Source organism: Micromonospora sp. DT227 (assembly GCF_049841835.1).
Lineage (GTDB): Bacteria > Actinomycetota > Actinomycetes > Mycobacteriales > Micromonosporaceae > Micromonospora.
This window is the reverse complement of record NZ_JBNCLA010000018.1, coordinates 17,628-36,442: the sequence shown is the minus strand read 5'-3', so window position 1 is coordinate 36,442 and position 18,815 is coordinate 17,628. Positions and strand designations below refer to the sequence as shown.

16 protein-coding genes are annotated in these 18,815 nt (G+C 73.8%); 5 read left to right on the top strand and 11 right to left on the bottom strand.

Annotation, left to right across the window (positions count from 1 at the left end):
• Positions 1–18 precede the first annotated feature (18 nt).
• From ACLQ2W_RS32465 to ACLQ2W_RS32425, 9 genes are all read right to left on the bottom strand, one after another.
• Complete coding sequence (locus tag ACLQ2W_RS32465) at positions 19–1,161, bottom strand: glycosyltransferase (protein WP_425791543.1); 1,143 nt, start codon at positions 1,159–1,161, stop codon at positions 19–21.
• Positions 1,158–2,297 carry a glycosyltransferase family 4 protein gene (locus ACLQ2W_RS32460; protein WP_425791541.1) on the bottom strand — a complete coding sequence of 380 codons (1,140 nt, stop codon included), beginning with the start codon at positions 2,295–2,297 and terminating at the stop codon, positions 1,158–1,160. Before ACLQ2W_RS32460 ends, ACLQ2W_RS32465 begins: the two co-directional genes overlap by 4 nt.
• Before the next feature lie 90 nt (positions 2,298–2,387).
• Entirely contained in the window at positions 2,388–3,134 is a 747-nt protein-coding gene (locus tag ACLQ2W_RS32455; RefSeq protein WP_405092684.1) for an MBL fold metallo-hydrolase, read from the bottom strand.
• Between the two features lie 224 nt (positions 3,135–3,358).
• Entirely contained in the window at positions 3,359–4,324 is a 966-nt protein-coding gene (locus ACLQ2W_RS32450; RefSeq protein ID WP_425791539.1) for a PLP-dependent cysteine synthase family protein, read from the bottom strand.
• 10 nt (positions 4,325–4,334) lie between these two features.
• Positions 4,335–4,736, bottom strand: a complete 402-nt coding sequence (locus tag ACLQ2W_RS32445) for a MoaD/ThiS family protein (RefSeq protein ID WP_425791537.1) — start codon at positions 4,734–4,736, stop codon at positions 4,335–4,337.
• A 69-nt stretch (positions 4,737–4,805) separates the two neighbouring features.
• Entirely contained in the window at positions 4,806–5,294 is a 489-nt protein-coding gene (locus ACLQ2W_RS32440) for a Mov34/MPN/PAD-1 family protein (protein ID WP_107162394.1), read from the bottom strand.
• Between the two features lie 55 nt (positions 5,295–5,349).
• Entirely contained in the window at positions 5,350–5,847 is a 498-nt protein-coding gene (locus ACLQ2W_RS32435) for a DUF2017 domain-containing protein (RefSeq protein WP_199199973.1), read from the bottom strand.
• A gap of 120 nt (positions 5,848–5,967) precedes the next feature.
• Positions 5,968–6,258, bottom strand: a complete 291-nt coding sequence (gene clpS, locus ACLQ2W_RS32430) for an ATP-dependent Clp protease adapter ClpS (protein ID WP_107162392.1) — start codon at positions 6,256–6,258, stop codon at positions 5,968–5,970.
• A gap of 103 nt (positions 6,259–6,361) precedes the next feature.
• Complete coding sequence (locus tag ACLQ2W_RS32425; RefSeq protein ID WP_425791534.1) at positions 6,362–7,942, bottom strand: hypothetical protein; 1,581 nt, start codon at positions 7,940–7,942, stop codon at positions 6,362–6,364.
• A gap of 193 nt (positions 7,943–8,135) precedes the next feature.
• On the opposite strand from ACLQ2W_RS32425, the gene ACLQ2W_RS32420 reads away from it, so the two are divergent.
• The 4 genes from ACLQ2W_RS32420 to ACLQ2W_RS32405 all read left to right on the top strand — a co-directional run bounded on the left by ACLQ2W_RS32420 (position 8,136) and on the right by ACLQ2W_RS32405 (position 13,997).
• A complete protein-coding gene (locus ACLQ2W_RS32420) occupies positions 8,136–10,808 on the top strand; it encodes a LuxR C-terminal-related transcriptional regulator (protein ID WP_425791532.1) in 2,673 nt (890 codons plus the stop codon).
• Between the two features lie 16 nt (positions 10,809–10,824).
• Complete coding sequence (locus tag ACLQ2W_RS32415) at positions 10,825–12,111, top strand: nicotinate phosphoribosyltransferase (protein ID WP_396776320.1); 1,287 nt, start codon at positions 10,825–10,827, stop codon at positions 12,109–12,111.
• Positions 12,112–12,126: 15 nt separating this feature from the next.
• Positions 12,127–12,708 (top strand): isochorismatase family protein, encoded by a 582-nt coding sequence (locus ACLQ2W_RS32410; RefSeq protein ID WP_425791530.1) that lies wholly within the window; start codon positions 12,127–12,129, stop codon positions 12,706–12,708.
• 62 nt (positions 12,709–12,770) lie between these two features.
• The gene (locus ACLQ2W_RS32405; protein ID WP_425791528.1) at positions 12,771–13,997 is read left to right on the top strand and encodes an MFS transporter; all 1,227 of its coding nucleotides are present in this window, start codon (positions 12,771–12,773) and stop codon (positions 13,995–13,997) included.
• 417 nt (positions 13,998–14,414) lie between these two features.
• Here the strand turns inward: ACLQ2W_RS32405 and ctaD are convergent, their stop codons facing one another.
• Both ctaD and ACLQ2W_RS32395 read right to left on the bottom strand, forming a co-directional pair.
• Positions 14,415–16,172, bottom strand: a complete 1,758-nt coding sequence (gene ctaD, locus ACLQ2W_RS32400; RefSeq protein WP_425791526.1) for a cytochrome c oxidase subunit I — start codon at positions 16,170–16,172, stop codon at positions 14,415–14,417.
• A gap of 129 nt (positions 16,173–16,301) precedes the next feature.
• Complete coding sequence (locus ACLQ2W_RS32395; protein ID WP_405092677.1) at positions 16,302–17,408, bottom strand: FAD-dependent monooxygenase; 1,107 nt, start codon at positions 17,406–17,408, stop codon at positions 16,302–16,304.
• Between the two features lie 222 nt (positions 17,409–17,630).
• Here ACLQ2W_RS32395 and ACLQ2W_RS32390 point away from each other — a divergent pair, with 222 nt between their 5' ends.
• Positions 17,631–18,773: a GH12 family glycosyl hydrolase domain-containing protein gene (locus ACLQ2W_RS32390; RefSeq protein WP_425791524.1), complete on the top strand. Its 1,143-nt coding sequence runs from the start codon at positions 17,631–17,633 to the stop codon at positions 18,771–18,773.
• The last annotated feature ends 42 nt before the right edge of the window (positions 18,774–18,815 follow it).

Genomic DNA, 18,815 nt, shown 5'->3' with positions numbered 1-18,815 from the left:
ACGGGTGCCGCCGGCCGGTCAGCGCTCCGGCGGGTCGACGCCGTGCGCGCGGAGGAAACCCGCGACCGCGGCCGGCCAGCCGAACTCCTCGGCGCGGGCCCGCGCGGCGGCACGGCGCTCCGCCGCCGGCCGGTCCAGCAGCCGGCGGACCGCGACGGCGAACGCCGCCGGGGTGCCGTACGCGGCGAGCCCGCCCGCGCCGACCACCTCCGGCAGCGCGCTCGCCGCGTTCGCCACCACCGGCGTGCCGCAGGCGAGCGCCTCCAGCCCGGCCAGGCCGAACGTCTCCACCGGCCCCGGTGCGAGCGCCACGTCCGCGCTGGCCAGCAGCGCGGCCACCGCCAGCCGGTCCGGCAGGAAACCGGTGAAGTGCACCGGCAGGCCCGCCGCCGACCGGGTCAGCGCCGGCCGCAGCGGCCCGTCACCGACCAGCACCAGGACCGCCGGTACGCCGGCACGTCGCAGCCGGGCCAGCGCGGCCACCGCCAGCGCGGGGCGCTTCTCCACGGAGAGCCGGGCGCAGTGCACCAGCAGCACCTCGGAGTCGTCGGCGTACCGTTCCCGCAGCGCCGGATCGGCCCGACGGGGGTGGAACGTGTCCAGGTCGACACCGAGCGGCACCCGCTCCACCGGCGGCCCGTCCAGCCGGACGAACTCCTCGGCGGCCCAGCCGGTGGTGCAGACGATCCGGTCGTGCCGGCGTGCCGTCTCGCGGTTCAGCCGGTCGGCGGTCCGCCGGGCCAGCCCGGCCGGCATCCCCCACTGACCGAGCAGCCCGGTCAGGCTCTCGTGCGAGACCATCGTCGAGCGCACCCCGTGCTCCCGGGCCCAGCGGCCGGTCCAGCGCAGCGTGCTGCGGTCGGAGACCTCGATCCGGTCCGGGGCCAGGTCGGTGAGGAGCCGGGCCAGCCCTCGCCGGTCCGCCAGCACCCGGTAGCCGCCGGTGCCGGGCAGTTCCGGTCCGGGCAGGGCGATCTCGCGCCCCCACGGACGCATGCGGTCCGCGGGGCGCGCGCCGGGGATCACCAACACGGGTTCGTGACCGGCGGCCAGATAGCCGGCGCCCAACTGCCGCAACGCCGTCCGCAGCCCGCCGGAGCGCGCCGTCACGAAGTTGGCGAGCCGGACGATGCGGACCGGGCGGGGACCGGCCCCGGTCACGCCGGGAGCCGCCCGGCGGCGGGCGTGCCGGCCAGCACGGCCTCGTAGTGCCCGATCAGCTCGTCACCGACCGCGTCCCAGCTGCGCCGGGCCACCGCGACGCGGGCCGCCGCGCCGTACCGGGCCCGCCGCGCCGGGTCGGCGGCCAACTCGGCCACGGCGGCGGCCAGCGCCGCGCCGTCGTCCGGCGGCACCAGCAGCCCGGTCACCCCCGACTCGACCAGGTCCACCGGACCGCCGCTGGCCGGCGCCACCACGGGTACGCCGCTCGCCGCGGCCTCCTGGAGCGTCTGCCCGAACGTCTCGTGCGGTCCGGTGTGGACGAACACGTCCAGGCTGGCGTACAGCTCGGCCAGCGCGTCGTCGTGCCGCACGCCGAGGAACCGTGCCGCCGGCAGCGCGCGTTCGAGTTGCCGGCGCACCGGTCCGTCGCCGACCACCACCACCCGCACGCCGGGCAGGGCGGTGATCGGTGCCAGCAGTTCCACCCGCTTCTCCGGGGCGAGCCGGCCGACGTAGCCGACCAGCAGTTCGCCGTCCGGGGCGAGCGTCGCGCGGAGCCGAACGCTGCGCCGTGCCGGGTGGAACCGGACCGCGTCCACGCCCCGCCGCCACAGCCAGATCCGCCGTACCCCGTGGGTGATCAGGTCCGCCGCGGCGCGGGTGGACGGCGCGAGGGTGCGCTGCGCGGAGTTGTGGATCTCCCGGATCCGCCGCCACGCGGCGGCCTCGCCCCACCCCACCCGGTACGCCCGGGCGTAGGCCGCGACGTCCGTCTGGTAGACCGCGACCGTGGGCAGGCCGTGCCGGGCGGCCACCGACGCCCCGGCCGCGCCGAGCACGAAAGGGCTGGCCAGATGGACCACGTCGGGCCGGTGCCCGAGCAGCGCGCCGGTCAGCCCGACGCGCGGCACGCCGAGGCGGAAGCCCTGGTAACGGGGCAGGGGCACGCTCGGGATGCGCACCACCGGATAGGCGTGGTGGTCGGCCCGGCGACGCCGGCCGCCGGCCGGGGCGGGCGCGACGACAAGCGGCTCGTGCCCGCGGGCGACCAGGTGCTCGGCGGCCCGGACGACCGAGTTCGCCACGCCGTTGACATCCGGCGGGAACGACTCGGTGACGATGGCGATCCGCATGGCCCGAGCGTGCGGGCCGTACGGATGCGGCAGGCGACCAGACGCTGACCGGCCGGCGAACAGTACGGCAACGCGCGGGCCGGCCGTCGCTCAGACGTCGTAGCCGGCGCCGGCCCGGACCACCTCGATCGGCCCGGCGTACGCCCCGGCCGCCGACTCCACGGTGTGCGACTCGCTGCCCCACGCGGGCACGAGGTGGGTGAGCAACAGCCGGCCCACCCCCGCCTTGGTGGCCGCCTCACCGGCCTCCCGGCCGGTCAGGTGCAGGTCCGGCGGATTGTCCATGCCGTCCAGGTAGCTGGCCTCGCAGAGGAACACGTCGGCGTCCTGGGCCAGGCGCAGCAGCGCCTCGCAGGGCGCCGTGTCGGCGGAGTAGCAGAACACCCGGCCGCCGTGCTCCAGCCGCACCCCGTACGTCTCGACCGGGTGGTTCATCCGGTCGACGGTGACGGTGAACGGGCCGATCGGGAACGTGCCCGGCTGGAGGCTGTAGAACTGGTAGACGTCCTCCACCGTGCCCTCCTCCTGCCCGTACGCGCTGGCCAGCCGGTCGGGCGCGCCGGAGGGCGCGTACATCGGCAGGGGCGGGTAGGGGCCGTCCGGGGCGTACCGGCGCACCACCACGTAGTTCACCGCGTCGAACATGTGGTCGCAGTGCAGGTGGGTGAGGAGGATGGCGTCCGGGGCGTGCAGCCCGACGTAACGCTGGAGCGTGGAGAGCGAACCCGCGCCGAAGTCGATCAGGAGCCGGAACCCGTCGGCCTCCATCAGGTAGGCGGAGCAGGGCGATTCGGGGCCCGGGAAGCTGCCCGCACAGCCGAGGACGGTCAGTCGCATCCGGTTGCCTCGATCTCACCGTGGGTAGTCGATGCGTCGGCAGCCGCCCCGTCGTTGATCTCCACCGACGCGCTCGCCACGCTGCGCAGCCTACGCGGCGGCCGGTCGGGCAAGAATCATCTACCGGAAGTTGTCATCAACGTGACACCCATACGCGTCCGGGATCCGGGAGATCGCGGCGATCCGGCCGGTGTGTCCCCACCGACCGGACCGCCACCGGGCCGTCAGGCCCAGAGTTGACCGTCCAGCGCGTCCTCGGCGTCCGCGAGCGTGCCGCCGTACGCACCGGTGGACAGGTATTTCCAGCCGCCGTCGCAGACCACGAACGCCACGTCGGCGCGGCGGCCCGCCTTCACCGCCTCGTGTGCCACGGCGAGCGCGGCGTGCAGGATCGCGCCGGTGGAGAAGCCGGCGAAGATCCCCTCCACCTCGACGAGCTGCCGGGTCCGCAGCACCGCGTCCCGGGTGCCCACCGAGAAGCGCCGGGACAGCACCCCGGCGTCGTACAGCTCGGGCACGTAACCCTCGTCGATGTTGCGCAGGCCGTAGACCAGCTCGCCGTAGCGCGGCTCGGCCGCCACGATCTGGATCCCGTCGACCTTCTCCCGCAGGTAGCGGCCGGTGCCCATGAGCGTGCCGGTGGTGCCCAGCCCGGCCACGAAGTGGGTGATGCTCGGCAGGTCGTGCAACAGCTCCGGCCCGGTCGTCTCGTAGTGCGCCCGGGCGTTCGCCTCGTTGCCGTACTGGTAGAGCATCACCCAGTCCGGGTGCTCGGCCGCGATCTGCTTGGCGGTGGCGACGGCCTGGTTCGAGCCGCCGGCGGCCGGCGAGAAGATGATCTCCGCGCCGTACATCCGGAGCAGCTGCACCCGCTCGGTGGAGACGTTCTCCGGCATCACGCAGACCAGCCGGTAGCCGCGCAGTTTCGCCACCATGGCCAGCGAGATGCCGGTGTTGCCGCTGGTCGGCTCCAGGATGGTGTCGCCGGGACGGAGCCGGCCGGCCTCCTCGGCCGCGCGGACCATGAACAGGGCCGCGCGGTCCTTGATGCTGCCGGTCGGGTTCCGGTCCTCCAGCTTGGCCCAGAGCCGCACCGGCGGCGCCCCGTCGGGCACGGTCGGGGAGAGCCGGGGCAGGCCGACCAGCGGCGTGCCCCCGGAGGCGTCGAGCAGGCTGTCGTACCGCGCCATGGCGGGCCGCCTAGCGGACGGCGACGGCGCGCGCGGACCTCGCGTGCGACGCGGTCGCTGCGGCGGCGCTCTGCGAGGCGGTCGCCGCCGCCGCGGCGCTGTGCGACGCGATCGCCGCCGCCGCGGCGAAGCCGAACGCGCCGCCGGCCACGGCCGGCAGGATGGTCACGCTGTCGCCGTCGTTGAGCTTCGCGTCCAGCGCGCCGAGGAAACGGACGTCCTCGTCGTTGACGTAGACGTTGACGAACCGGTGCAACGCGCCGGCGTCGGTGACCAGCCGGCCCCGCAGGCCGGCGTGCCGGGAGTCCAGGTCGGTGAGCAGGTCGGCGAGCGTGTCGCCACTGCCCTCGACGACCTTCGCGCCGCCGGTGTAGCTGCGCAGGATGGTGGGGATGCGAACCTCGATGGCCATGGTGTCTCGTGCTCCTCGTTCAGGGTCGTGCCAGGTGACGGACGGGAAAGGGCATGCCGGCGCTGGGGATCAGCGGCCGGAACACTCGTAGTCGACCGTCGCCGGGCTCTGCCCGAACATGTAGGACTGGACAGCGTTCGGGTCCACGGCGGCGTCCACGATCTCGACCGGCTCCTCGGTGACCACCCCGTCGACGATCCGGAAGGAACGGATCTCCTCGGTGTCGGGCTCACGGGTGGAGACGAGCAGGTAGTGCGCACCCGGCTCGCCGGCGAAGGAGACGTCCGTGCGGGACGGGTAGGCCTCCGTCGCGGTGTGCGAGTGGTAGATGACGACCGGCTCCTCGTCGCGGTCGTCCATCTCCCGCCAGACCCGCAACTGCTCCATCGAGTCGAACTCGTAGAACGTCATCGAACGGGCGGCGTTGTCCATCGGGATGTGCCGGGTCGGGGTGTCGCTGCCGGCGGGACCGGCGACCACGCCGCACGCCTCGTCCGGGTGGTCCCGGCGGGCGTGGGCCACGATCGCGTCGATGATCGACCGGTCGATGCTCAGCACGTCGACCAGCCTAGCGCCTGGCCGCCCCGGGCGGCGAGGTGGCCGCCGTCACCACTCAGTCGATGAGCGCGTTGAGCAGGGACTCCTGGAGATATCCGAGATAGGCGTAGACCGACAGTTGGAACACCCGGGACGAGGCCGGGTCGGCGGCGACCGCGTCGTCCAGCTCCTCGCCCAGGTCGGTGCCGTCCTTGATCTCCAGCCGGACGCCCATCGCCAGCCGGGCGTCGTTGAGCGCCCGCAGCCACGCCTCGGCCGCCTCGGCGTCCAGCCGCACCTCGCCGCCCGCGTCGCCGTCGGGCAACGCGGCGAGGATCGCGCCGGCCTGGTCGATCTTCGCGGTCTTCAGGTCGCCCTCGGTGTAGCGGCGGAACTCGGCGGTGCCGGCGTCGTCGTCCGGGTAGACCTCCGGGAAGAGCCGGCCGACCACCGGGTCGCCGTGGTCGAAGCCGTCGGTGAGCAGCCCGACCACCTCGGAGGCGACCTTGCGCAGCACCCGCACCTCGTCCACCGCGAAACTGGCCACGTAGCTGTCGCCCCGGCGACGGAACATGCTCACCGCGCCGTCCCCGGTCGCGACTGCGGGGCTCGCAACACCGGCTCACTCCTCGCGCTCACAGCGCCACCCCTGTTCGCGACTGCGGGGCTCGCAACACCGGCTCACTCCTCGCGCTCACGACCGGTCCACCGTCGCCCACAGCCCGTACGCGTGCAGCTGCGCCGCGTCGTGCTCCATGCGTTCCCGGGCCCCGCTGGAGACCACCGCCTTGCCCTTGTGGTGCACGTCCAGCATGAGCTGCTCCGCCTTCTCCCTGCTGTACCCGAACAGCTTCTGGAACACCCAGGTCACGTACGTCATCAGGTTGACCGGATCGTCCCAGACGATGGTCACCCATGGCCGGTCGGAGACCGGCACCTCTGTGGTGTCCGGCGTCTCGACCGGCGCAACCTGTGGAGCCGCCATGCCCCCCATCGTGCCACCGGATCCGCCGAACCGATGAACCGGAACGGCGCGGCGGTCGGGATCGCGGGCCCGGACCAGGGGCGCGCGCCCGGCGACCCCGGCCTCAGGCGAGCAGGATGCCGTGGTCGACAGCATCGGCGAGCACCCCACCCAGCGAGAGACGGATCACCTCGAAGCGACGGGACACCTCGCGGGACAGTTCGAGTTCCACCTCGCGCAGGGCGCGTTGGGCCCAGGACCGGGCGGCGTTCGGATCGTTGTTGCCCGGCGCGCGCCAGTGCTGCCAGCAGCCGCCGTTGAGCGCCACGCCGACCGGCGGGAGCGCCTCGTCGCGTGCCGCGCCGGGCAGCCCGGCCAGCGCGTCCAGGGCGCCGACGCCGGCCAACGAGGCGACCCCGGCGGTGCTGGTGACCAGGAGCACCCGGTCCAGCTCCCGGCCGTCGGGATGGTCGGCGAGGCCCCAGCGCACGGCGCGGGTGATCCGCCGGCGTACGCCTTCGGCGAGCGGCGCGCCGAAGACCCGGGCGGCGGCGTCGTCGACCATGCCGCGCACCGCCTCGTCGCACTGCGCGGTGGCGAGCAGGGACAGCGCCTCCAGCTCACGGTCGAGCAACGGCGGCAGGCCGGCGCAGCCGACCCCGAAGACGATCTCCTGGACCACCCGGAGGTGGATGTTGGCCAGTTCCAGCGCGAGGTGCTGGCGGATCCGCTGGGCGCAGGAGCGGGCCTGGCGGTCGAGCCGGTCGGCCAGCTCGGCCGGCTCGACGCCGGTCAGTACCGGCACCCGGCCGTGCGCGCCGGGTGGTTCCGGCGGCCGGGCGCTGGCCCGCCGCAGCCCCTCACCGGCGGCCCAGCCGACCAACGCCCGGCGCAGGTTCGGCAGCTCGGTGCGGCGGGCCGGGAACCACCGGGCCCGGGCGAGCGCGGGCACCGCGGCCAACAGCACTGCCCGGTGGGCCGCGATGGAGACCGCCACCGGGTCGAGCGGGCCGGCGGGGCCGGGCGGGCCGGCGGGGCCGGGCGGGCCGGCGGGGCCGGGCGACGGCACGGACGCCCCCGTGCCCTCCGCCGTCGCGCCGTCCGCCGGCACCGCCCAGCCGGTCCCGCCGGGAGTGACGACGAAGAACACCTCGACCGACGCCCGCGCCACCTCGGTCAGCAGGTGCAGCTCGGTGGCGCTGAACGCCTGGTCGGCGGCGATCACGAAGAGCAGCGCGCCGGCCCGGCCCACGGCGTCCCGCAGCACCCGGCCACCGGCCACCCCCAGCGCGGCGGTGTCCGGCGTGTCGAGCACCGCGAAGTGCCGCAGCAGCGGGTCGGGCAGGCTGAGCTCGACCCGGCGCGGCGGCCGGGCCAGCGCGGGACCGGTGGCGAGCGGGTCGGCGCCGTACGCGAGCGGGTGGCGGTAGCCCGGGACACCGGCCGCCCGGGTGGCGACCTTGGCGTGGTTGACGAGCAGGTGGCTGCCGACGGGCACGGCCAGCGTCCCGGCCGGCACCCCGAGCAGACCGGCGACCAGCTCGCGCCGACCGGCGCCGGCCGGGCCGGTCGCGACCACGGCGAGCGGCTCGTCCGGGGCCGGTGGGGTCACGCCGAGGCGGGTCGGGAGCGCGGCGCATCGCGGCGGCTCGGCCCGGTCGCCCGGATCGGGCACGTCGACCGCAGGGAGTGGACCCGGCTTCATCAGACGGCCTCCCGGTGAGGCGGCCGGGCGCGGCCCGGTCGCGGGAACTGTCCCCGGCGGGGATGTCGGAAGAGTACGGGTGTCGGCCATCCGACACCGAACACATCCGGTACTCACGAGTAATTGCCAGATTACTCAACTTCACTGCGTGACGGCGTGCGCGCGGAGGGCATTCCATCGATATGCTGCCTCGATGACCAGGTGGGAGTTCGTCGGCCGAGCGGATGAACTTCACCGGCTGTCATCCACGATCGGTGGTCCGGATGGGCGCGGCCTGCTCTTCAGCGGCGACGCCGGGGTGGGCAAGAGCCGCCTGCTGCGGGAGGGGGTGGCCGCGCTCTCCCCCGAGCGCTTCGCGATCTGGTCGGTCGCGGCCAGCGCCACCACCGCCGCGCTGCCGTTCGGCGGGCTGGTCCAGGTGCTCCCCGCCGCGCAACCGCAGGGCCTCTCCCCCGCCGGCATCCTGCGCTGGGCGGTGGATCTGCTCCAGGAACAGGCCGCGGGCCGGCCCATCGTGCTGGCCATCGACGACGCGCACCTGCTCGACCCGCCCTCGGCGGCGCTGGTGCACCTGGTCGCCCGCTCGGAGAACGCCACCGTGATCGGGACGCTGCGCAACGGCGAGCAGATCCCGTTGCCGATCCGCGCGCTCTGGACCGACGACCTGGTCGACCTGGTCGAGCTGGGCCCGCTCGGCCGCAGCGAGACCACCGGCCTGCTCGCCGCGATCCTCGGCGGCCCGGTCGACGCCGGCTCCTCCGACCGGCTGTTCCGGCTCTCCGCCGGCAACCCGCTGCTGCTGCGCGAGCTGGTGCTGGCCGCCGGCGACGAGCTCGACCGCAGGTACGGGATCTGGCGGTGGACCGGCCGGCTGGAGCTGGCGCCCAGCCTCACCGACCTGATCGACACCCGGATCGGCCGGCTGACCCCGGGCGTCCGGGCGGTGGTGGAGCTGGTCGCCTTCGGCGAGCCGCTGGGCCTGCACCTGCTGGAACGGGCGGTCGAGCCGGCGGACGTGGAGGCCGCCGAGGAACGCGGGCTCATCGCCATGGTCCGCGACGACCGGCGGCTCAACGTCCGGCTGGCCCACCCGCTCTACGGCGAGGTGATGCGCCGGCACTGCCCGGTCAGCCGCACCCGCCGGCTCCAGGCCACCCTGGCCGAGCTGCTGGAACAGGTCGGCAAGCGCCGTCGCGACGATCTGCTGCGGGTCGCGGTGTGGCGGCTCGACTCGGGTACGGCGCAGAACGTGACGCTGCTGCTCGACGCCGCGATGCAGGCGTTCGGCCGGTACGACGTGCCGCTGGCCACCCGGCTGGCCCGGGCCGCGTTGGAGGCCGGCGGCGGCACGGACGCCGCGGAACTGCTCGCCACCATCCTCATGTTCGGCGACCGGCCGGAGGAGGCGATCCGGGTGCTCGACCAGGTCGCCGGCGAGATCCACGACGACCGGCGGCGCAGCCGTTGGCTGACCGTCCGGGGCATGGTGAGCTACTGGGGGCTCAACCGGGAGTCCACCGTGGAGGAGATCGCCGCCCGCGGCGCGGAGCTGGACGATCCCGCCGACCGGGCCCGGGTCCGCGCCTTCGAGGCCATCATGCGGCTGCACCGGCTGGACGTCGACGTCGCGGTGCGGCTGGCCCAGGAGGTGCTGGACCGCCCCGCCGCGCCGATGGCGGCCCGGGAGCTGGCCCGCTGCACGCTGGCCCACCTCCAGGCCGCGCAGGGGCAGTACCGTCGCAGCGCCACCGCGATCGCCCGGGTGCAGGCCGAGGCGGCGTGCTGGCGCTCCGACATGCCCTACCTCCAGCTCGCCATGGAACTGGCCCGGGGCACCCGGCTGGCGCTCTCCGGCGACCTGGCCGGCATCGACGCGATCGTCGCCGACGAGTTCGCCGACCTGGCCGGCGCCGGCGACTTCCGGCTCGGCAGCGGCTACCTGGCCATCCTCCAGGCGTACGCGGCACGGCTGCGCGGGCGCGGCGGCGACGCGCTCCGGACCAGCCTGGGCGCCTGCGCGGTGCTCACCACCAGCCGGGTCTACGCCGGCCTGGCCCACGCCGAGCGCGCCCAGGCCGCGGCGCTGCGCGGGGACGCGGCGCACGCCGCCGAGGCGATGGCCGAGGCGGACCGCACGCACGCGCCCGGGATGGCGATCCTCTACCCGTGGCTGGAGCAGGCCCGGGGCGCCGCGCAGGCGGTGGCCGGTGACCTGCCGGGCGCCGTCAAGCACCTCTGCGCGCTGGCCGACCGGCTGCGCGAGGACGGCCTCGCCGGCCACGAGCTGCTCGTCCTGCTCGACCTGGTCCGGCTCGACCAGGCCGCCGCGCCGGTCGGCCCCACGTGCACCGACGGCGGCCGGCGCTCGGTGGCGCAGCGCCTGGCGGAGCTCTCCGAACAGATCGACGGCGTGCTGCCGCCGCTGGTCGCCCGGTTCGCGCGGGCCGCGCTCGACGGCTCCCCGGACGACCTGCTCACGGTCGCCGACGGCTTCGCCGACCGGGAGCTGGTCGTCTACGCCGCCGAGGCGACCGCGATGGCGCTGCACCGGATGCGGGACACCGGGGCCGGCGTTCCGGGGGCGGCCAGGGAACGCCTCGCCGACCTGCTGCGCCGCTGCGACGAGATCTCCACCCCGGCGTTGCGGCTGCTCCGGCCGGCGCTCAGCGACCGCGAGTGGGAGATCGCCCGCCTCGCCGCCACCGGGCTGACCAGCCGCGTGATCGCGGAACGGCTGTTCCTCTCCACCCGCACGGTGGAGAACCACCTGCAACGCGTCTACAGCAAGCTCGGCGTCACCCGCCGTAGCGAGCTGCGGGCCGCGCTGGGTTCGATGCCGGGGCACGACGGCACGGATCCGGCCTGAACTCTAGGCTGGGGCGGTGAGCACCCTTCGCCCCGCGCTGCTGACCGACCACTACGAGCTGACCATGGTCAGCGCCGCGCTTCAGGACGGCACGGCCGACCGACGCTGCGTCTTCGAGGTGTTCAGCCGGCGGCTGCCGGCCGGCCGCCGCTACGGGGTGGTCGCCGGCACCGGCCGGCTGATCGAGATGATCCGCGACTTCCGGTTCGACCCGACGGAGATCGACTTCCTGCGCCGGACGGGCGTGGTCGACGACCGGGCCGCGCAGTGGCTGGCCGACTACCGCTTCACCGGCGACGTCGACGGCTACGCCGAGGGCGAGCTGTTCTTCCCCGGCTCACCGATCCTCACCGTGTCCGGCTCGTTCGCCGAGTGCGTGGTACTGGAGACGCTGGTGCTCTCCGTGCTCAACCACGACTGCGCGATCGCCGCGGCGGCGGCCCGGATGGTCACCGCCGCCCGGGGCCGGGCGCTGATCGAGATGGGCTCCCGCCGGGCGCACGAGGAGGCCGCGGTGGCCGCCGCGCGGTCGGCGTACCTGGCCGGGTTCCGGTTCACCTCCAACCTGGCCGCCGGGCAGCGCTACGGCATCCCGACCGCCGGCACCGCCGCGCACGCGTTCACGCTGCTGCACGACGACGAGCGGACCGCGTTCGCGTCCCAGGTCGCCACGCTGGGCAAGGACACCACGCTGCTGGTCGACACGTACGACATCGCGCAGGGCATCCGCAACGCCATCGCGGTGGCCGGGCCGGAACTGCGGGCGGTCCGGATCGACTCGGGTGACCTGGCGGTGATCGCCCAGCAGTCCCGTGAGCTGCTCGACTCGCTCGGCGCCACCGAAACGAAGATCATCGTCTCCGGCGACCTGGACGAGTACGCGATCGCCTCGCTCGCCGCCGAGCCGGTCGACATGTACGGCGCCGGCACCGCGGTGGTGACCGGCTCGGGCGCGCCCACCGCCGGCCTGGTCTACAAGCTGGTCGAGGTGGAGGGGCGGCCGGTGGTCAAGCGCTCCGAGCACAAGTCCACCATCGGTGGCCGGAAGGTCGCCGTCCGCCGGCACAAGCCGACCGGCACCGCCACCGAGGAGGTCATCGTGCCGCAGGGCGTGCCGGACCGGCAGCCCAACGACCGGCTGCTCCAGCACTCGTACGTGGTGTCCGGCGAGCCGGTGACGCTGCCGACGCTGGACGAGTCCCGGGAACACCTGCGAGAGTGCCTGATCTCCATCCCGTGGGAGGGGCTCAAGCTCTCCGGCGGCGACCCGGCGGTGCCGGTGACCGTCGTACCCGCGACCTGAGAAGGGACCGACCAGATGGCGAACGCGTTGATCATCGTGGACGTGCAGAACGACTTCTGCGAGGGCGGCTCTCTCGCGGTCGGCGGCGGGGCCGGGGTGGCCGGCGGCATCTCCCGGCTGCTCGCCGCCGAGCCGGCCCGCTGGGACCACGTGGTCGCGACCAAGGACTACCACGTCGACCCGGGCGCGCACTTCGGTGACCCGCCGGACTTCGTCGACTCCTGGCCCCGGCACTGCGTGGTCGGCACGTCCGGCTCCGAGTTCCACCCCGAGCTGGAGACCGGCCGGGTGGAGGCGATCTTCCACAAGGGCGAGCACGCGGCTGCGTACTCCGGTTTCGAGGGGCACGCGCCCGACGGCGAGTGCCTGGCCGACTGGCTGCGCCGGCACGACGTGGACCGGGTCGACGTGGTCGGCATCGCCACCGACCACTGCGTCCGCGCGACCGCGCTGGACGCCGCCCGGGAGGGCTTCCGGACCACCGTGCTGCTGGAGCTGACCGCCGCCGTCGCGCCGGGGACGCTCGACGTGGCGTTGCGCGCGCTCGACGGCGCCGGCGTCGCCATGGTCGGCGAACCTGTGATCAAGGCCGCTTGACCAGGTAATCGCTTGCGACTGTCGTACCTCCGGCCCAGGATGGCGCCGGAGGTGCGGCCGTCGTGAACCTGAAGCCATACCGGGAGGCGCTGGCCCTGCCGGGTCTGCGCTCGCTGCTGCTGGTGTCCGTGCTGGCCCGCATCCCGCTGACCGCGGTCGGGGTGACGCTCACCTTCTACGTGGTGCTCGACCTGGGGCGGGGCTACGGCGCGGCCGGCCTGGTCGGCGCCGCGGCCACCGTCGGCACGGCGATCGGCGCGCCGCTGCTCGGCCGGCTCGTCGACCGCCACGGCCTGCGGCCGGTGCTGCTGCTCTGCACGATCGTCGAGGGCGTGTTCTGGGCCGCCGCGCCCACCCTCTCCTACCCGGTGCTGCTGCCCGCCGCGTTCCTGGCCGGGCTGCTCGCGCTGCCGGTCTTCTCGGTGGTCCGCCAGTCCATCGCCGCGCTGGTCCCGACGGAGCAACGACGCCCGGCGTACGCGCTGGACTCGATGTCGGTCGAGCTGTCGTTCATGGTGGGCCCCGCGGCCGCGGTGGCGTTGGCGACCACCGTCACGCCGCGCCTCACGCTCTGGGCGGTCGGCGCCGGCATCGTCGCCTCCGGCATCTGTTTCTGGCTGCTGAACCCGCCGACCCGGGGCGTCGACGAGCCGGCCGGCCCACGGCGTGCGGTGCCGCGGCGCGAGTGGCTCACCCCGCGCCTGCTCTCCGTGCTGGCGGTCAGCCTGGCCGCCACGCTGGTGCTGGGCGGCACCGACGTCGCCGTGGTGGCGGTGCTCCGGGCCGGCGGCGAGGTCGGGTGGACCGGCGTGGTGCTGGCCGTCTGGGCGGTGGCCTCGCTTGTGGGCGGCTTCGCCTACGGCGCGGTACGCCGCTCGTTCTCCCCGCTGGCGCTGGTGGCGGCGCTCAGCCTCACCACCATCCCGGTCGGGCTGGGCGGCTCGCACTGGTGGCTGCTCGGCCTGGCGCTGATCCCGACCGGCGCGCTCTGCGCGCCCACCATCGCGGCCACCGCGGACGCGGTCAGCCGGCTGGCCCCGCCCGACGTGCGCGGCCTGGCGATGGGTCTGCACGGCTCCGCCGTCACGGTCGGCATCGCCCTGGGCGCGCCGCTGGCCGGCGCGGTGATCGACGCCTCCGCCCCGGCTTGGGGCTTCGCGGTCACCGGCGCGGTCGGCGTCCTGGTGGCGCTGGTCGTGCTCCCGGTCGAGCTGCGCCACCGCCGCACCCCGCCGTCCGCCCCCGACACCCCCAAGCCCGCTCCCGAACTGGCCCCCACCACCCCCTGACCACCCACCCCCTGACCACCCACCCACCCACCCCCAGAGGCGGGCGCCCTCTTTCCCGGAAAGAGTGGGTATCCGGGCCGGAACAGGCCCGGATACCCACTCTTTCCGGGAAAGAGCGGCTACCGGTGTGCGCGTGCGCGCACCTGCGCGCAATGAGGTTGAGCTCCGCCCGGCGATCATGAGGTTGACGGGTTCCGGGCCGGCGTGTCGCGCCGCCAACCTCATGATCGCCAATGCGCTGGGCGCGCGGCCGGCGGTCTGGTCGTGCGGGCTGCTGGTGGTGCGGTGCCGGGCCCGGCGGGGTCGCCGAGGGCGAGGGGGGCACGAGGGGCGGGGAGGGGGAGGAAGGGGAGGGGGAGAAAGGGGACGGGCGCCGCGCCCCGGGAGGGGTGCGGCGCCCGTCGTGGGCTGATCGGGTCAGCGCTGGTCGAGGTTTCCGGCGGTGTCCTCCTGGTAGCTGGCGCCACCGTTGACCTCGCTGGTCAGCGGCTTGGCACCACCCTCCGGCGGGCCGGCGACGCTCTGCCCGGCGGCCAGCTCGGGGAACTTCGCGTCGAACGCGGGCCGCTCGGAGCGGATCCGCGGCATCCGGTCGAAGTTGCGCAGCGGCGGCGGGCAGGTGGTGGCCCACTCCAGCGAGTTGCCGTGGCCCCACGGGTCGTCGACCTCGACCACCGGGCCGGTCTTGTACGACTTCCAGCAGTTCCAGATGAACGGCAGGGTCGAGATGCCGGTGATGAACGCGCCGATGGTGGAGACCATGTTCAGCGTGGTGAAGCCGTCGTCGGCCTGGTAGTCGGCGTACCGGCGGGGCATGCCCTCGGCGCCCAGCCAGTGCTGCACCAGGAACGTGGTGTGGAAGCCGATCATGGTCAGCCAGAAGTGGATCTTGCCGAGCCGCTCGTCCAGCATCCGGCCGAACATCTTCGGGAACCAGAAGTAGATGCCGGCGAAGACCGCGAACACGATGGTGCCGAACAGCACGTAGTGGAAGTGCGCCACCACGAAGTACGAGTCGTGCAGGTGGAAGTCGATCGGCGGGCTGGCCAGCAGCACCCCGGTCAGGCCACCGAAGAGGAACGTGACCAGGAAGCCGATCGCCCAGAGCATCGGGGTCTCGAACGTGACCTGCCCCCGCCACATGGTGCCGATCCAGTTGAAGAACTTCATGCCGGTGGGCACCGCGATCAGGTAGCTCAGGAAGCTGAAGAACGGCAGCAGCACCTGGCCGGTGGCGAACATGTGGTGCGCCCAGACGCTCATCGACAGCGCGGCGATGGCCACGGTGGCGGCCACCAGGCCCTTGTAACCGAAGATCGGCTTCCGGGAGAAGACCGGGATGATCTCGGTGATGATGCCGAAGAACGGCAGCGCCACGATGTAGACCTCGGGGTGCCCGAAGAACCAGAACAGGTGCTGCCAGAGCATCGGCCCACCGGTCGCCGGGTCGTACACGTGGGCGCCGAGCAGGCGGTCCGCGGCGAGCGCGAACAGCGCGGCGGCCAGCAGCGGGAAGACCAGGATGGCCAGCAGGCTGGTGACCAGCATGTTCCAGGTGAAGATCGGCATCCGGAACATGGTCATGCCGGGCGCGCGCAGGGTCAGGATCGTGGTGATCAGGTTGACCGCGCCGAGGATGGTGCCCAGACCGGAGATGGCGAGGCCGACCACCCACATGTTGGCGCCGACGCCCGGCGAGTGCTCGACGCTGCTCAGCGGCGTGTAGGCCGTCCAGCCGAAGTCGGCCGCGCCGCCGGGGCTGACGAAGCCGGCGACGGCCAGCGTGCCGCCGAAGAGGTAGAGCCAGTACGCGAACGCGTTCAGCCGGGGGAACGACACGTCGGGCGCGCCGATCTGCAGCGGCACCACGTAGTTCGCGAAGGCGAACACGATCGGCGTCGCGAAGAACAGCAGCATGATCGTGCCGTGCATGGTGAAGAGCTGGTTGTACTGCTCGGGCGACAGGAACTGCAGCCCCGGTCGCGCCAGCTCGGCGCGCATGATCAGGGCCATCAGGCCACCGATCATGAAGAACGCGAACGCGGTGACCATGTACATGATCCCGATCTGCTTCGCGTCCGTGGTGCGCAGCAGCCGCGCGAGGGCCGACCCCTTGACCGGCTCGCGGACCGGCCAGGGCCGGGTCACGACCGGCTTGGGTGCGACGGTGGTCACGAGTGGCCTCCGGTTCTGGGTTGTCCCGCTCGGCGCGCTGGTCATCGGCGCAGCCGTCATCCGCAAGGAGGATAGTCCCCGGTAGGTGGCCCCGCCGCGTGGGGTGGGCGGCTACGATCTTCGGCGCTTCTACGGCGGGCCGGTGAGAAGTCGGTAGTGCTCGCCGAAGATCCGACCGCCGCGTCCGCGCAGCAACGGGTCGCGCAGCGCCGGCGGCACGTCGCGGGTGCGGTTGCGGTCCCGGGTCCGGTCCCGCACCCAGCGGGTACGCGGCCGACGCCGACTCTCGTACGCGATCAACGCGGCGTCGACGCTGCCGGCGGCCTGGAGCGACTCGGCGAGCACGACCGCGTCCTCCAACGCCATGGCGGTGCCCTGGGAGAGCGTCGGCGCGACGGCGTGAGCGGCGTCACCGACCAGCAGCACCCGGCCGTGGAACCAGCGGCCCAGCTCGACCTCCTCGGTGCGTTCGACGTGCACCGTCTCCAGCGCGGCGAGCACCTCGGGAACCGGGCCGCCGTAGCCGTCGAACAGCTCGTGCAGCCGGGCGAGCGGGTCGGCGGGCAGCGCGGTGCCGGCCTCGTCGGCGTAGCAGTAGAGCCGGCCGGCGCCGAGCGGCACCATCAGGAAGCCGGCCCGCTGGCCGAGCAGGGCGGTCCAGTCGGTGACCGGCGGGCCGTCGCGCACCACGGCGCGGTAGACCACCTGCCCGGCGGGGCGGGGCGGACCACCGAGGGCGGCCAGCGTGCGGACCGCGGAGCGGGGTCCGTCCGCGCCGACGACCAGGTCGTACTCGCCGCCGGTGCCGTCGGTGAAGCCGACGGTGACGCCGGCGGGATGGGGGTCGACGGTGCTCACCTCGGCGCCGTGGCGGACCGCGCCGCCGGCGCCGGTGAGCAGCACCCGGTGCAGCTCGGCGCGGGGCAGGGCCCGGCACTCCCCCACCCCGGCCCAGAGCGTGTCCAGGTCGACCTCGCACAGCGGCGCGCCGGCGGCGTCGAGGAAGCGCTGTCGGTGGATCACCTCACCGAGTGGTCGCAGCGGCCCGTCCAGGTCGAGTCGGCGCATCGCCCGCGCCGCGTTGCCGGGGAGGTAGAGGCCGGTCTCGGTGCGCTCGCCGGGCGGCAGCCGGTCGGTGACGTCCGGCCGGAACCCCGCCAGGCGCAGCGCCCGGGCCACGGCGAGGCCGGCGACGCCCGCGCCGACGACGAGGATGCGCAGGGGAGAACCACCCATCGTGGGGTACGCCTCCGGGAGGGGGTCGGAACGCGTTGGAGGCAAGACACTACTCGCTGCGACCGGGCCCACGGAAGTGCCGAAGGGCCCCTCCTTGCCCTTCTTAACCGGTTCAGTTGCGCATCGATTTCAAACATGTAAATGTGTCCTGGTGAACATGGGAGCGCTCCCGCACGTATCCCTCGACACCACCGGCGCCCCCGCGCCGAGCCAAGGAGCATCATGAAGCGTTCACTCAGGGCCATCGCCGCCGCCGGCCTGCTGGCCGCCGGCAGCATCGTCGCTGTCGCGCTCGGCGGCACCGCCTCCGCCGACACCCAGATCTGCGACCAGTACGGCTCCACAACCATCGGTGGTAAGTACGTGGTGCAGAACAACCGCTGGGGCACCAGCGCCCAGCAGTGCATCAACGTGACCTCGACCGGCTTCTCGATCACCCGGGCGGACGGCTCCGCGCCGACCAACGGGGCGCCGGTCTCCTACCCGTCGATCTTCGTGGGCTGCCACTACACCAACTGCTCTCCCGGCACCAACCTGCCGGTGCAGGTGAAGAACATCAGCAGCGCGCCGGCCAGCATCAGCTACAACTACGTCAGCGGCGCGATCTACGACGCCGCGTACGACATCTGGCTCGACCCGTCGCCCAAGAAGGACGGCGTGAACCAGATGGAGATCATGATCTGGCTCAACCGGCAGGGCTCGATCCAGCCCATCGGGTCCCCGGTCGGCAACACGACCATCGCGGGCCGGACCTGGGAGGTCTGGCGGGGCAGCAACGGCTCCAACAACGTCATCTCGTACGTGGCGCCGTCCGCCATCCCCAGCTTCAGCTTCGACGCGCTGGCGTTCATCAACGACACCCGCAACCGGGGCGCGATCACCAACGACTGGTACCTCACCAGCATCCAGGCCGGCTTCGAGCCGTGGCAGGGCGGGGTCGGCCTGGCCGTGAACTCGTTCTCCCAGAGCGTCAACACCGGCGGCAGCAACCCGCCGCCCACCTCGACGCCGCCCACCACCACCACGCCGCCGCCCTCGGGCAGCTCGGCCTGCACCGTGACCTACCGGTCGACGAACGTGTGGAACAACGGCTTCACCGCCGAGGTGACCGTCAAGAACACCGGCAACAGCACCATCAACGGCTGGACGCTCAACTACAACCTGCCCTCCGGGCAGAACGTGACGAGCGCGTGGAACGCCACCGTGTCGCAGAGCGGCTCGGCGGTGACCGCGCGCAACGTCGCCTACAACGGCACGCTGGCCCCCGGCGCGTCGACCAACTTCGGCTACCAGGCGACGCTGAACGGCAGCTTCTCCGCGCCGAGCAGCTTCACCCTCAACGGAACCGCCTGCGCCCGAGGCTGACCACCGGAGACAAGGAGGGGCGCGGTCCGTGCGGACCGCGCC